Origin of the sequence: Paraburkholderia sp. WS6, assembly GCF_030464835.1 — a bacterium.
Lineage (GTDB): Bacteria > Pseudomonadota > Gammaproteobacteria > Burkholderiales > Burkholderiaceae > Paraburkholderia > Paraburkholderia madseniana.
On sequence record NZ_JALQCK010000015.1, the window covers coordinates 1 to 13,246 of the forward strand.

Sequence of the window (13,246 nt, forward strand, 5' to 3'; positions counted from 1 at the left end):
AAGGAAAGGCCAACACCCTAAGAACACTGACAAAAAGCGCCGAGCAGGCAAAAAACCTCAAACAAGAGCCCCTTCAACAGCGCGAACGCGCTCCTGATGCACTGCATCCTTAATCCCCGCAGGCGAGTCAACGAGCCGCTTAGCCACAGCACCAGCATCCACCCCCCGCGCAGCAACAAGCGCAATCCGCAGCCGCTCAGCCTGCGGATACTCCCGCATCTCAAACCCAAGCCGCCCACGCGCATCCGCCTCACAAGCCTGCAAGGCTTCAGCAAACCGCGCCGGTTTCCGAATCGCATCGCTGCGCTCGAGCAGCCTCACCAACGCGGCCGCCCCCATCTCCATCACGCGATGAATATTCCCGTGCTCCCGCGCGACCAGCAGCGCCAGATCGCGGCATTCATTCGGCACCCGCAGCCGCTCACATAAAGGCTTCAGCAAATCCACGCTGCGCCCCTCATGCCCGATATGCCGCGGCAATACGTCGTCCGGCGTCGTCGCCTTGCCCAGATCATGCGTGAGCGCCGCAAACCGAACCGGCAACGCGTAACCCTGTTGCGCGGCATGGTCGACCACCATCATCACGTGCACGCCCGTATCCACTTCGGGATGATAGTCAGCCCGCTGCGGCACGCCGAACAACGCGTCGATCTCCGGCAGAATCCGCGCCAGCGCGCCGCATTCCCGCAGCACCTCGAACATGCGGGACGGCTTCTTCTCCATCAACCCGCGCGACACCTCCTGCCACACGCGCTCGGCGACCAGTGCATCGACCTCACCGTCGGCCACCATCTTGCGCATCAGCGCCATCGTCTCCGGCGCCACCGTGAAATCGACGAAGCGCGCCGCGAACCGCGCAATCCGCAAAATCCGCACGGGGTCTTCCAGGAACGCATCGCTGACATGGCGAAACAGCCGCGCCTGCAAATCGCCCCGGCCGTTGAACGGGTCGATCACCGGACCGGTCAGTTCGCCGTCCGGGCGCATTTCGCGCGCCATCGCGTTGATTGTCAGGTCGCGGCGAGCGAGATCCTCTTCGAGCGTGACATCCGGCGCGTAGAAGAACTGGAAGCCGTGATAGCCCGCGGCCGTCTTGCGCTCGGTGCGTGCAAGCGCGTATTCCTCGTGTGTCTGCGGATGCAGAAACACCGGAAAATCCTTGCCCACCGGACGATAGCCCTGCACCACCATCTGCTCGGGCGTCGCCCCAACCACCACGTAATCCCGGTCCTGCACGGGTACGCCCAGCAACTCGTCACGGATCGCGCCGCCTACTGCGTAGATATTCATAGGCATACGTCTTGGTACGGAATGGCATGCGTTTCGCGCAGCGCGTCGTCGATCCATGCCTTCACCGCCGGCAACGCCGTCACGCGACGAACGTAAGCCGCGGCGGCTTCGGAGAGCGCCGGTTGCCACGTGTTGAAGCGCATCACGACGGGTGCGTACATCGCGTCGGCGATGCTGAACTCGCCGAACAGGAAAGGACCGCCGTAGGTATCGAGACACCTGCTCCAGATCGCGTCGATGCGTGCGATGTCGGCGAGCGCGCCCGGCGTTGCGTTCTTACCCGGAAACGACGCACGAATGTTCATCCACATGTTCGAGCGCAATTCGCCGAAACCCGAATGCATCTCGGCGCTGATGCTGCGTGCGTGGCTACGCGCCGCCGGGTTGCGCGGCCACAGCGCATGCTGCGGGAAGCGCTCAGCCAGCGTCTCGGCGATCGCCAGCGAATCCCAGGTAGCCGATCCATCTTCGCCGATCAGGCACGGCAGCTTGCCCGGCCCCGTCGGCGCGTAAGCCAGAATCGCGGACTTCGTCCCGGATTCATGCAGATGAATCAGCACCTCTTCAAATGGGATGCCGAATTGTTTGAGCAGCAGCCACGGACGCATCGACCATGACGAGTAGTTCTTGTCACCGATAAGCAGCTTCATGCCTGATATGAAAGGAAGAGATAAAAAGGTTCAACGCCCCGCGCTCGCGCGAAACGCGTCGAAGCGCGAACGCGTCGACGCGCCGGTCAGATACACGGGCGCGATCGTTTCAATGCTGGCGGGTTCGATGCCGAGTTCAGGCGCAAGCGGTCCGCTCAACACGTTGTCGACTTTCATCGAATCGAGATTGTCGCGCGAAATCACCGGTTCGCCCGGCGCCATTTCAAACGTCAACGCCTGCAAGCGCGCCAACGCCTCCGGCAGGCGAATGATTCGCGCATGCCTGCCGATCACGTCGCCGCAATACTTGACGAGGTCTTCGAGTGTATAGACGGTCGGCCCGCCAAGGTCGTAGGTATGGCCGCTGGCCGCGTCGAGATCGAGCACGTTGCAGATCGCTTTTGCCACGTCGCCGACGTACACCGGCTGGAATTTCGCGTCCGGCATCGCAAGCGGAATCACCGGGAACATCCGCTGCAGGAACGCGAACTTGTTGAGGAACTGGTCTTCAGGACCGAACACCACGGACGGACGGAAAATCGTCCACGCCAGATTCGCCGCGTGCACGGCCTTTTCGCCGTCACCCTTCGAGCGCGAATACATGCTCGGCCCATTCAAGTCGGCGCCGAGCGCGCTGATATGAATCAACCGGTGCACGCCCTTGCCTTCGCAAGCCGCAACGATTTTGGTCGGCAATTCGACGTGCGTGCGCGCGAACTCCGGGCCATAAGGCGTGCCGCGTTTGCCATGCAGCGTGGCAACGAGGTTGATGACGCAATCGGCGCCTTCGACGAAACGCGCGAGCTGGACCGGATCGAACACGTCGGCTTCGATCACGTCGATGGGGAGCAACGTGAGATGGCGAGCGTTGTAGCGGCGCCGGGTGGCGATGCGCACGTCTTTGCCCATTTCAACGAGAGCGTTGACGAGATGGCTGCCGATAAAACCGGAACCGCCGATGATCGCAATGGCTTGATGTCGCATTTTCGACTCCCTAGTGGAAGCCGCGGCAACGGCTGGCGTGGCGCACCGCCGCATCAGAGTGATGCGGCGGCGGCACGGCGCTTACGGCGCGATATAACCCAGACGCGCCTTCAGCGATTGCGGACGGCCTTCGAACAATGCCGCGTAGTAGACCGTGTTGGACAACACATTCTTTACGTAATCGCGTGTTTCCTGGAACGGAATCGCCTCGGCAAAGATCGCGCCTTCAACCGGATGCTGCAACGATTGCCTCCAGTTGCTCGGACGGCCCGGGCCCGCGTTGTAACCCGCAGTAGCCAGCACGGCGGACCCGTCGAACTGATTGTAGATCATCGACAGGTAGTTCGTGCCGAGCAGGATGTTGGTGTTGATATCGTTCATCTGCTCGCGCGAAATCGGGCCGAGACCAATCTTCTTTGCCACCAGTTGCGCGGTGCCCGGCATCAGCTGCATCAGACCGCTCGCGCCGACTTCCGAGCGCGCGTTCATGATGAAGCGCGATTCCTGGCGAATCAGCCCGTATGCCCATTCGACGTCGAGCCCATTCGACTGCGCGTCGCGCTCGACGATGTCCTTGAACGGCGACAGATAGCGCAGCGAGAAATCGTGCTCGCTCTTCGTGCGATCCGCCGTGTTGACAGTGCGGTCATACAACTGGATACGGCGCGCGTATTCGGCAACGGCGAGCAGTTGCCGGTCGCTCATATCGCGCAGCGGCCAGTTCCATTCGCGATTGCCTTCGAGGCGCAGATTCAGCGCATAGAAACGCTGCGCCAGATCGAAGCCCGGCGTGTTGCCGGCCTGTTGGATTTCGGCGTCGGTCACGGTGGTTTTCGGCGGCACGGTGATCTTTTGGCCAAGCTCTTCCGCAGCCAGTTGGCCGTAGAAGTTGAAGCCCTGCGAGATCGACTCGAATTCCTGGTTGGCCGTGGTCGTGTCGCCGGCTTGTTTGAGCGCGCGGGCGTGCCAGTAGACCCACGACGGCTGATTGCGCAGCGCCGCCGGCATCTGTTCGATCGACCAGCGCACCATCGTCCAGTCGCCGGCGAGCAGCGCGGTGCGGGTGCGCCATTCGTACGCCGGGTTCGACAGCGGCGCATTCACCGACAGGCGGTACCAGTCCACCGCGCTCGGCATCTGCTTGGCAGCGGCTTGATACGCAATCGTGCCCCAACCGATTGCGCGCTCGGGCGAACTCAACGACGGCGCCACCGAGGCGAATGTGGCCGCTGCCATGGCCGGATCGTTGCGCGCCATGCGCGTGATCGCCAGCAACGCGAGTTGGTGCGATTGCGTATCCGGACCGACACCGCGCGCCAGCAACAACGGCGGCGTACTCGTGGCCTGGCCGAACAGCACCGGATCGGGCGGCTGGTTGCTGAGCGCATCGACGAGCTTGCTGCCTGTGCTCGTGTAGTTCTGTTCGTACGCGAGGCGGATCTGTTGCCACACGTCGTCGGAACTGAATTGCTGGTTGACCGCCAGCGCGGTGACCAGATCGACGCAGCCGTCGCCGTACCACTTCGGATCGACCAGCAGCGCACGCGCCGCGTCGGCGACGTTTTCACCCCGCGCGGCACGCGACTCGAGCGCGTAGCACTTCACCTGCGTGTCGTCGTTCAGCACGAAACGCGCGTATTGCTGATCGAAGTTACGCCAGTCGTGACGCGTGCCGAGCACCGTGAGGTAGTCGTTGCGCATGCGGTCGGCGATCGCCTGGCCGTCGTACTTCTGCAGGAACGACAGCACCGGCGCATCCGGCGCGTCAATACGCGCATGGCCGCTGGAATCGAACAATTGCGGCTTGAGCTGGAAGTACTCCAGATACGAAGGCGCCGGATAGTTCGGAATCATGCTCGCCAGTTGCGCCGCGCGCGCCGCGTCATTATTGCGGGCGGCTTCGCGAAGCTGGACGAAGGTCTGGTCGTCGTTCGTGAGTTGCGAAAGGGAAATGGGCTTGACGGCGGAGGCCGTGCTGCACGCGACGAGTGCCGCAGCGGCAAGCGCCAGACCAGCCGCGCGATATACTCGATAGAGGCGTTTTGACATCGTTGTTTCTGGAGCGCGAATTGAACCCAAGCATAGCATGCAACCCCGTCGCAGAATCGAAAAAGGCGCTGCGTCGAATGCTATTGGAAGCAAGGCTACAAGCGGCTTCCGAGCCGGCGCACAACGCCGCGCTCAACCGTCGCGTTCTCGATGCGTTGAAGCACTACGGCGTGAGCAGCGTGGGGTTCTATTGGCCGCTGGCGGGCGAATTCGACGCGCGCGCCGCGATTGCGATCTGGCTCGCGGCCGACTCGCAACGCGAGGCGGGTTTGCCGATCGTCAAGGAACGCGGCGTGCCGCTCGAATTTCACGCGTGGGCGCCGGATATGGCGATGAAGATCGGCCATCACAAGATCGCCGAGCCCACTTCGGGGCGCGTGGTGCTTCCCGATCTGCTGTTCGTGCCGTGCGTGGGCTTCGACGCCGACGGCTTCCGGCTCGGCTACGGCGGTGGCTACTACGATCGCACGCTGGCCGCATGGCCTGGGCCGAAGAAGCCGGTCACGGTCGGCATCGCCTATGAAGCGTGCCGCACGGACGCATTGCAGCGCGAGGCCCACGACATCCCGCTCGATCTGATCGTGACGGAAGCCGGTCTCTATCCACAGCCGGCAGATTAAGCGTTTGAAGAGCGCCGTGCGAGGCGCATCCCTCTCCCACCACCGAGGGCAAAGCCCGTTATAAAGACGCCGCCGCCCGCGAGGCCGTGTCGTACAGTCCGGACGCATTGCGCATCAGTTGCGCCGCCTCGCCAATCTGCTCGTTGGTCAGGCCGCTTTCCTTCAGCGTCGAAATCAGGCAGCTCTCGCGCACCTCGCGGTACTTCAGACAAAGCTCACGGCCTGCATCGGTCGCCGAGAAGAACACTTCCTTGCCGGTCTTTTCGCTTTTTACATACCCTCTAGCTACGAGCTTCTTCAACGCGTAAGTGGCGACGTGCGTGTCTTCGATGTTCAGCACAAAGCAGATGTCCGCCAGCTTCTTGCGCCGCTCGCGATGGCTGACGTGGTGCAGCAACGAGACTTCGATCGCGGTCATGTCCTTTTCGCCGGCCGCCGACATGCAGCGCACCATCCACCGGTTGAATGCGTTGCCCGCCATGATGAGTGCGTACTCCAGCTCGGACAGCTCCGCGCTTGTGTCAGACACGAGATGTTCCGAGGAAACGATCTTGGTGGGATGGCGCGACATGGTGAAAATTCTCGAGAAACAGGATGGGAAGGTGTCGGGAGTGTACGACGAGCAGCCCATTCTCGGGACCCTGGCGAAAACGCTTATTGAGAATTTGTTGAGATTTTATTGATAATGTACGCTTCAGACATCACGGACCCTATGCTGATAAATAGGCACAGGGTCCGATATGCTCGACATCTCCGACTCAACCTGGGCCGTTAAGCGATGAGCCAACCAAAAATCTTTCCGCTCGGCGATGCCGCGCTAGTCTGCGAGGCGCCGCCGCCTGCCACGCTGGACTGCCAGCGGCGCGTGTGGGCTGCCGCCGAGGCCGCGCGCGACTGGCCGCACGTGCTCGAGGTTGTGCCCGGTATGAACAATCTGACGCTCGTATTCGATTCGCTCGAAGCCGATCGCGAAGCGCTGGTGAGCCTTCTGCAAGCGGCCTGGAACGCGGCAAGCGACGTGCCCGCGGCCGGTCGTCAAGTCGACATTCCGGTGCAATACGGCGGCGAGTTCGGCCCCGACTTGCAAGCGGTCGCCAATCACAGCGGCCTGAGCGTGCGCGAGGTCGTGCAACGTCATGCGGACGGCGAGTACGTGGTGTTCTTCCTCGGTTTTCAGCCGGGCTTTGCCTATATGGGCGGGCTCGACACAGCGCTGCACACGCCGCGCCGTTCGTCGCCGCGGCTGGAAGTGCCGGCCGGTTCGGTCGGCATCGGCGGTGAACAGACCGGCATTTATCCGGCGACCTCTCCCGGCGGCTGGCAGTTGATCGGCCGCACCGAACTGCCGCTGTTCGATCCGTCTCGGCGTCCGCCCACGCTGTTGCAACCGGGCGACCGGGTGCGCTTTACCGTCGCGGGGATACACGCATGATCGATGTGATTCGCGCGGGTCTGCTGACCACGATTCAGGATCTCGGCCGTCACGGCTACCGGCATCTCGGCGTCGCGATGGGTGGCGCGCTCGACCGTCTGTCGCTTGAAGTCGGCAACCGGCTGGTCGGCAACCGGCCCGATGCGGCCGGCCTGGAAATTACCTTCGGCCCGACCGTGCTGCGCTTTCTGCGCGCCACACGCGTGGCCATCACCGGCACCGAATTCGGCGCGACGCTCGACGGCAAGCCGGTCTATTCATGGTGGAGCCTGCCGGTGCAGGCCGGCCAGGAGCTGGTTCTGCAAGCGGCCAAACGCGGCATGCGCGGCTATGTCTGCATCGCGGGCGGCATCGACGTGTTGCCGATGCTCGGTTCGCGCAGCACTGATCTCGCCGGCCATTTCGGCGGACTCGGCGGCCGGGCGTTGCGCGACGGCGACCGTCTGCCGGTCGGCGCGCCGCCGCAACGCGGCCACCTCGGCTTTACCCCCGAAGCGCCCGAGTTCGGCGTGAAGGCGCCCGCCTGGTGCAAGTTCGTGCTGGTTCACGAACCGCTGCGGCGCGGCCGGCATCCGTCCGGCGTGCCGTGGGCCGTGCCGATCCGCGTGCTGCAAGGCCCGGAATACGATAGCTTCACTGAAGAAGCGCACGAATCGTTCTGGTCCGATGAATGGCTGGTCACACCGAACAGCAACCGTATGGGCTACCGCCTCGCCGGTACGGAACTGAAGCGCACCCGGAAAAACGATCTGCTCTCGCACGCCGTGCTGCCCGGCACGATTCAGGTCCCGCCGAACGGCCAGCCGATCGTGCTGATGAGCGATGCGCAGACCACCGGCGGCTACCCGAAGATCGGCGCCGTGATCCAGGCCGATCTATGGAAGCTCGCGCAGGTTCGCCTGAACGCCGCCATCCGTTTCATCCCGACGACGCCCTATGAGGCACGCCAGGCTTTGCTGGAAGAGCGCACGTATTTGCGGCAGATCGACGCCGCGATTGCCATGCACGAAGAACGTTGCGCGCGCCAGCAGGCGGTCGCAACGCTGTAACACTATGTAGGGGAACACCATGGAAATCGATTTGAACGCCGACCTCGGCGAAGGCTGCGGTTCCGACGAGGCGCTGCTCGACCTCGTCAGCTCGGCCAACATCGCGTGCGGCTGGCACGCGGGCGGCCCAAACGCCATGCGCGACTGCGTGCGCTGGGCGGTGCAAAAAGGCGTGTCGATCGGCGCGCATCCGAGCTTTAACGATCCTGAGAATTTTGGCCGCAAGGAAATGGATCTGCCGGCCAACGATATCTACGCAGGCGTGCTGTATCAGCTCGGCGCCCTGTCGGCGATCGCGCAGGCCGAAGGCGGGCGCATCGCGCACGTGAAGCCACACGGAGCGTTATACAACCAGGCCGCGCGCGACGCGAAGATCGCCGATGCGATCGTCTCGGCGGTTCACGATTTCGACCCGTCGGTGGCGGTGTTCGCGCTCGCCAACAGCGGACTCGTGACGGCTGCCCGGGCAGCCGGCCTGACTGCCGTCGAAGAAGTATTCGCCGACCGCGGCTATCGCGCCGACGGCTCGCTCGTGCCGCGCAAGGAACCGGGCGCGCTGCTCGACGACGAAGACGTGGTGCTGGAGCGCACGCTCGCCATGGTGCGCGAGCGCCGCGTGCAGGCCGTCGACGGACACTGGGTGCCGCTCAACGCCCAAACCATCTGCCTGCACGGCGACGGCCCGCACGCGCTGGCGTTCGCGCGGCGCATCCGCAGCGCGCTAGAGGACGCGGGCATTGCTGTTCACGCGGCCGGCGCCGCGAGCGTCTGACTCGCGCGTCGATCATTGCGAACCAGACAGCGCGATTCAACCGTTACCCAACCCCGAACGCCCCGCTCCGTGCGGGGCGTTTGTCAGGTGCAGGACGCATTGCAGTACCCGCGGTGGAACAGCAAATGAGCAGCAGATAAACGGCAAACAATCAGCAAACAAGCAGCAGATGCAAGTGCAGGTGTAGTCGAAGCAACGCGGCCATCAAGAGCCGTGGCAGCAAGACGGCGCGTGGATCACCAGGCGCCGGCCCACGTTAGCCGCAACAAGCGGCGAGGTTGAAACCCTGTTTGGAGATCCAGATGCAGACAACAGTCAGTCTATGGCCGCTCATTGGCGTGGCCGTCATCATCGTCGGCTTTTTATTACGGTTCAATCCGATGCTGATCGTGGCGGTTGCCGCGATCATCACCGGTCTGGCCGCGCACTTCCCGCCAGAAAAGATCCTCGCTGAAATCGGCACCGGCTTCATCAAGACCCGCAATATCCCGCTGATCATCCTGCTGCCGCTGGCCGTGATCGGCCTGCTGGAACGGCACGGCCTGCGCGAGCGCGCGCAAGCTTGGATCGGCGGCATCAAGGCCGCGACCGCGGGGCGCTTGCTGATCGTCTATCTGCTGGTGCGCGAACTGACCGCCGCGGTCGGCCTGACCGGTCTCGGCGGCCATCCGCAGATGGTGCGTCCGCTGATCGCGCCGATGGCTGAGGGCGCGACTGAAACGCGCTTCGGCAAGATCAGCGACGCCGTGCGTTTCAAATTGCGCGCCTTCTCCGCGGCGACCGACAACGTCGGCCTGTTCTTCGGTGAAGACATCTTCGTCGCGTTCGGCGCAATCGTGCTGATGACGACCTTCCTGAAAGAAGCCGGCATCATCGTCGAGCCGATTCACGTGGCCGTCTGGGGCATTCCGACCGCGATCTGCGCGTTCATCATTCACGGCTTCCGTCTCTATCTGCTCGACCGCAGGCTCGAACGCGAACTGCGCGGCAATGCCGCCGCGAACACCGCCTCCGTCGCGCCGACGCAACCCGCCGCGGGAGACAAAGCATGACGTTCACGATTACCTATCTGTTCTGGCTGCTCGGCGTGGTTTTGCTCGTCATCGGCGGCATGATCGTCACGGATAAGGAACACCCGCGCCGTTTCACCGCCGGCGGTTTCTGGATCCTTTACGCGCTGATCTTCCTGATCGGCGACAAGCTGCCGCCGTCGGTGGTCGGCGTGCTGGTGATCGTGATGGCGTTGGCCGCAGGATTCGGCGGCGTGACCGCGGCCAAGCCGAAGGTGCTGTCGCTCGAAGCGCGCAAGGCAAGCGCCGCGCGTCTGGGTAACAAGCTGTTTGTACCCGCGCTGACGATTCCCGTCGTCACCGTGATCATTACGCTATCGGCCAGCCATCTGATCTTTGGCGGCATGCCGTTGTTCGAGAAGGCCAACGTCACGCTGATCGGCTTCGGCATCGGCTGCGTGATTGCACTTGCGATTGCCTGCGTGATGACACGCGATACCGTCGGCCAGTCGATGAAAGAGGCGCGCCGCCTGGTCGACGCATTGTCATGGGCCGCGGTGCTGCCGCAGATGCTCGGCATGCTCGGTCTCGTGTTCTCGGACGCCGGCGTCGGCAAGGCGGTGGCTCACGTGACCACGGCCTACATCAGCCTCGACTACCGCTTTATCGCGGTGGCCGTGTACTGCGTCGGCATGGCGCTCTTCACGATGGTGATGGGTAACGGCTTCGCCGCGTTCCCGGTGATGACAGGCGGCGTCGGTGTGCCGATCCTGGTCGGCGTGTTTCACGGCAACCCGGCGGTGATGGTCGCGATCGGCATGTTCTCGGGCTACTGCGGCACGCTGATGACGCCGATGGCCGCGAACTTCAACATGGTGCCGGCCGCGCTGCTGGAATTGCCGGATAAGAATGCGGTGATCAAGGTGCAGGTGCCCACCGCGCTGAGCTTGCTCGTTGTGAACATCTTCCTGTTGAATTTCCTGATGTTCCTGTAGGGCCGTTGGCCGAGCCGCGTGACAGCCTCCGATATCGCATAGGACTTTCGCTGTGATCGATGCATGCGCGTGAGTCCGCGGCAAATGGACGCCGCCGAATTCGGAGGCGTCCGATCGCCAGGGAAGGGGCCTGAACATAAGCTGGTGGATGCTCTTCCATCCACATGCGCTGGCGACGCGCGCAACGCGCGCCGTCAGCGCTTTCCAGCAGGTCCCTCATGGAACATCAAGCCCACCCCGACACCGCGCCCACCGACGCGCCGCCCTCCGCTTACCTCACCTCTCTGATTGAGGCCGCGCTCGAAGCACACCAGGCCGGCCGCCTCGATGCGGCCGAGCCTTTTTACCGTGAAGCGCTCGCACTCGACCCAACGCATGCCAAAGTGCTGCATTACTTCGGCGTACTGCAACATCAGCGCGGCGACCATGGTTTCGCCGCCGAGTTGATGAGCGAAGCGCTCAAACTCGATCGCACCGACGCCGCCTGCTGGAGCAACCGTGGTCTCGTCGCCGCTGCGCTCGGCCATCGCGAAGAAGCGATGATCTGCTATGACCAGGCGCTGCAGTTGCAGCCGGATTTCGCCGACGCGCGCAACAACTTCGGCGTCGCGCTGCAAGCGCAAGGCTCGCTCGAAGTAGCGATCGAACAATACCGGCTAGCGTTGGCGGCGAATCCGTCGCTGGTCGACGCACATCTGAACCTCGGCACGGCGCTGAACAAGCTCGGCCGCTACGACGAGGCGCTGGCCTGCTATCAGCACGCGCTGGCGTTCGATCCGCACTCGGCGGAAGCGCATTTCAGTGCTGGCAATGCGTACAACGCGCAAGGTGACCACGCCGCCGCCATCACCAGTTTCGAACGGGCACTGGCACTGCGTGGCGATTATGCCGAGGCCCACATCAATCTGGGCAGCCTGATCGGCAAGCTCGGTGACTACGCCGGTGCCGAATCGCAGTATCGGCGTGCGGTCGCACTCAAGCCGAACCCGACCAATCTGGTTTGCCTCGGCGGATCTCTCGGCGCGCAGGGCCGCCTGGATGAAGAAGAAGGCTTCTACCGTTACGCACTGGCGCTCGATCCCAACTACGCGGACGCGCATCAGGACCTCGCGTGGCTGTTGCTCAAGCGCGGAGATTACAAGCAGGGTTGGGCGGAATTTGCGCAACGCTGGCGCAAGAGCGACTACGAGGCGATCGCCGTGCCGGGTGTTGCGGAGTGGCATGGCGAGCCGCTCGACGGGCGCCGTCTGTTGCTGGTCGGCGAACAGGGTTTCGGCGACCACTTCCAGTTTCTGCGCTATGCGCGCGTGCTCGAGCAACTCGGCGCCACAGTCGATCTCTGTGTGCGCGAGCCGCTTCTGCCGCTGGTCGAGCGCATCCCGGGCGTGCATCGCGCGTTCAGTGGCAAGCCTGAAGGCCCGTACGACTTCTGGGTGCCGTTGATGAGCGTGCCGTCGTGCATCGGCACCGAACTGTCGACCATTCCCGCGGATGTGCCGTATATGTTCGCCGACAAGGCAAAGATCAAGGCATGGCGCAAGCGGGTGGACGCAGCCGGCACAGCAAAACGCAAAGTGGGCCTGGTGTGGTCCGGCAGCCCGACGTTCGGCAACGATCGTTATCGCTCGATGGCATTGGCCAACCTGAGCCAGCTAAGCGAGCTGAATGACATCGCGTGGTACGCGCTGCAAAAGGGGCCAGCGCACGATCAGTTGGCTGATGCACCTGAAGCTTTCCGCGCCCACGATTTCACCGCAGATCTGAAGAGCTTCGACGACACCGCCGCGCTCATCATGAATCTCGATCTTGTGATCGCCGTGGACACCGGCGTGGCGCACCTGGCTGCCGCGCTTGGCAAGCCGGTGTGGGTGTTGCTGCCCGCCAACTCGGATTGGCGCTGGCTCGAAGAGCGCAGCGATTCGCCGTGGTATCCGGCGATGAAGTTGTTCCGGCAGACCAGGTTGGGCGATTGGGCGCCCGTGGTCGAACGCGTATCGGAAGAACTACGCGACGGCAGTCTATAAAACCTACGCTGCGCAGATTTCAGGCGTTGCTGCGCAGCGCCTTCTCAATCCTTTCGTACGCACCTTCTTACGCAGACAGAACGCCGCGGCGCCGCGCCTTAAGGACGGCGACGCTGCTGCGCCAGCATGTAGGCGCGCAACAACTTGTTGATGCGCGTTTGATAGCCCGCCCCCTGTTCTTTGAACCAGCTCAGTACATCCGCGTCCAGGCGCATGGTCACAGCCTGTTTCGGCGGAACGTGCAACTCGGCACGGTCAAAAAAATCGTCGCCCAATTCGGGCACGTCGCTCGTGTCGATTTGCGCGTCGCCTGCTTTTGCAAGTCGCTTCCAGTCGGTTCCTGATGTTTTACCCATAATTTCGCCTCTGCT

13 protein-coding genes are annotated in these 13,246 nt (G+C 63.3%); 7 read left to right on the forward strand and 6 right to left on the reverse strand.

Annotated features, from left to right (window positions below):
- Positions 1-57: 57 nt before the first annotated feature.
- From M0D64_RS18960 to M0D64_RS18975, 4 genes are all read right to left on the reverse strand, one after another.
- Entirely contained in the window at positions 58-1,290 is a 1,233-nt protein-coding gene (locus M0D64_RS18960; RefSeq protein ID WP_266258856.1) for a multifunctional CCA addition/repair protein, read from the reverse strand.
- On the reverse strand, positions 1,287-1,940 hold the full coding sequence (locus tag M0D64_RS18965; protein ID WP_266258857.1) for a glutathione S-transferase family protein: 654 nt from the start codon (positions 1,938-1,940) through the stop codon (positions 1,287-1,289). Before M0D64_RS18965 ends, M0D64_RS18960 begins: the two co-directional genes overlap by 4 nt.
- A 30-nt stretch (positions 1,941-1,970) precedes the next feature.
- Entirely contained in the window at positions 1,971-2,924 is a 954-nt protein-coding gene (locus M0D64_RS18970; RefSeq protein WP_154559807.1) for a complex I NDUFA9 subunit family protein, read from the reverse strand.
- 81 nt (positions 2,925-3,005) lie between these two features.
- Positions 3,006-4,973 (reverse strand): lytic transglycosylase domain-containing protein, encoded by a 1,968-nt coding sequence (locus M0D64_RS18975; protein ID WP_266258858.1) that lies wholly within the window; start codon positions 4,971-4,973, stop codon positions 3,006-3,008.
- Between the two features lie 77 nt (positions 4,974-5,050).
- On the opposite strand from M0D64_RS18975, the gene M0D64_RS18980 reads away from it, so the two are divergent.
- Complete coding sequence (locus M0D64_RS18980) at positions 5,051-5,593, forward strand: 5-formyltetrahydrofolate cyclo-ligase (RefSeq protein ID WP_233464816.1); 543 nt, start codon at positions 5,051-5,053, stop codon at positions 5,591-5,593.
- Positions 5,594-5,651: 58 nt separating this feature from the next.
- Here M0D64_RS18980 and M0D64_RS18985 read toward each other — a convergent pair whose 3' ends face one another.
- Positions 5,652-6,164, reverse strand: coding sequence for a winged helix DNA-binding protein (locus M0D64_RS18985; RefSeq protein WP_115783482.1), 513 nt, complete (start codon positions 6,162-6,164; stop codon positions 5,652-5,654).
- 207 nt (positions 6,165-6,371) lie between these two features.
- On the opposite strand from M0D64_RS18985, the gene pxpB reads away from it, so the two are divergent.
- The 6 genes from pxpB (at position 6,372) to M0D64_RS19015 (ending at position 12,875) form a co-directional block, all read left to right on the forward strand.
- The gene (gene pxpB, locus M0D64_RS18990; RefSeq protein ID WP_154559809.1) at positions 6,372-7,025 is read left to right on the forward strand and encodes a 5-oxoprolinase subunit PxpB; all 654 of its coding nucleotides are present in this window, start codon (positions 6,372-6,374) and stop codon (positions 7,023-7,025) included.
- Positions 7,022-8,074: a biotin-dependent carboxyltransferase family protein gene (locus M0D64_RS18995; protein ID WP_154559810.1), complete on the forward strand. Its 1,053-nt coding sequence runs from the start codon at positions 7,022-7,024 to the stop codon at positions 8,072-8,074. The genes pxpB and M0D64_RS18995 overlap by 4 nt, the downstream gene beginning before the upstream one ends.
- 19 nt (positions 8,075-8,093) lie before the next feature.
- On the forward strand, positions 8,094-8,846 hold the full coding sequence (gene pxpA / locus M0D64_RS19000; protein WP_266258859.1) for a 5-oxoprolinase subunit PxpA: 753 nt from the start codon (positions 8,094-8,096) through the stop codon (positions 8,844-8,846).
- 302 nt (positions 8,847-9,148) lie between these two features.
- On the forward strand, positions 9,149-9,898 hold the full coding sequence (locus M0D64_RS19005) for a DUF969 domain-containing protein (RefSeq protein WP_093640979.1): 750 nt from the start codon (positions 9,149-9,151) through the stop codon (positions 9,896-9,898).
- Positions 9,895-10,851, forward strand: coding sequence for a DUF979 domain-containing protein (locus M0D64_RS19010; protein WP_266258860.1), 957 nt, complete (start codon positions 9,895-9,897; stop codon positions 10,849-10,851). Before M0D64_RS19005 ends, M0D64_RS19010 begins: the two co-directional genes overlap by 4 nt.
- Before the next feature lie 218 nt (positions 10,852-11,069).
- Complete coding sequence (locus M0D64_RS19015; RefSeq protein WP_266258861.1) at positions 11,070-12,875, forward strand: tetratricopeptide repeat protein; 1,806 nt, start codon at positions 11,070-11,072, stop codon at positions 12,873-12,875.
- Positions 12,876-12,973: 98 nt separating this feature from the next.
- Here the strand turns inward: M0D64_RS19015 and M0D64_RS19020 are convergent, their stop codons facing one another.
- On the reverse strand, positions 12,974-13,231 hold the full coding sequence (locus M0D64_RS19020; protein ID WP_097390646.1) for a BrnA antitoxin family protein: 258 nt from the start codon (positions 13,229-13,231) through the stop codon (positions 12,974-12,976).
- Positions 13,232-13,246 lie beyond the last annotated feature (15 nt).

What these genes read in the sequence shown, in the direction of transcription:
- M0D64_RS18960 (WP_266258856.1), bottom strand. Translation starts at nt 1,290, where the DNA reads ATGAATATCTACGCAGTAGGCGGCGCGATCCGTGACGAGTTGCTGGGC.
- M0D64_RS18965 (WP_266258857.1), bottom strand. Translation starts at nt 1,940, where the DNA reads ATGAAGCTGCTTATCGGTGACAAGAACTACTCGTCATGGTCGATGCGT.
- M0D64_RS18970 (WP_154559807.1), bottom strand. Translation starts at nt 2,924, where the DNA reads ATGCGACATCAAGCCATTGCGATCATCGGCGGTTCCGGTTTTATCGGC.
- M0D64_RS18975 (WP_266258858.1), bottom strand. Translation starts at nt 4,973, where the DNA reads ATGTCAAAACGCCTCTATCGAGTATATCGCGCGGCTGGTCTGGCGCTT.
- M0D64_RS18980 (WP_233464816.1), top strand. Translation starts at nt 5,051, where the DNA reads ATGCTATTGGAAGCAAGGCTACAAGCGGCTTCCGAGCCGGCGCACAAC.
- M0D64_RS18985 (WP_115783482.1), bottom strand. Translation starts at nt 6,164, where the DNA reads ATGTCGCGCCATCCCACCAAGATCGTTTCCTCGGAACATCTCGTGTCT.
- pxpB (WP_154559809.1), top strand. Translation starts at nt 6,372, where the DNA reads ATGAGCCAACCAAAAATCTTTCCGCTCGGCGATGCCGCGCTAGTCTGC.
- M0D64_RS18995 (WP_154559810.1), top strand. Translation starts at nt 7,022, where the DNA reads ATGATCGATGTGATTCGCGCGGGTCTGCTGACCACGATTCAGGATCTC.
- pxpA (WP_266258859.1), top strand. Translation starts at nt 8,094, where the DNA reads ATGGAAATCGATTTGAACGCCGACCTCGGCGAAGGCTGCGGTTCCGAC.
- M0D64_RS19005 (WP_093640979.1), top strand. Translation starts at nt 9,149, where the DNA reads ATGCAGACAACAGTCAGTCTATGGCCGCTCATTGGCGTGGCCGTCATC.
- M0D64_RS19010 (WP_266258860.1), top strand. Translation starts at nt 9,895, where the DNA reads ATGACGTTCACGATTACCTATCTGTTCTGGCTGCTCGGCGTGGTTTTG.
- M0D64_RS19015 (WP_266258861.1), top strand. Translation starts at nt 11,070, where the DNA reads ATGGAACATCAAGCCCACCCCGACACCGCGCCCACCGACGCGCCGCCC.
- M0D64_RS19020 (WP_097390646.1), bottom strand. Translation starts at nt 13,231, where the DNA reads ATGGGTAAAACATCAGGAACCGACTGGAAGCGACTTGCAAAAGCAGGC.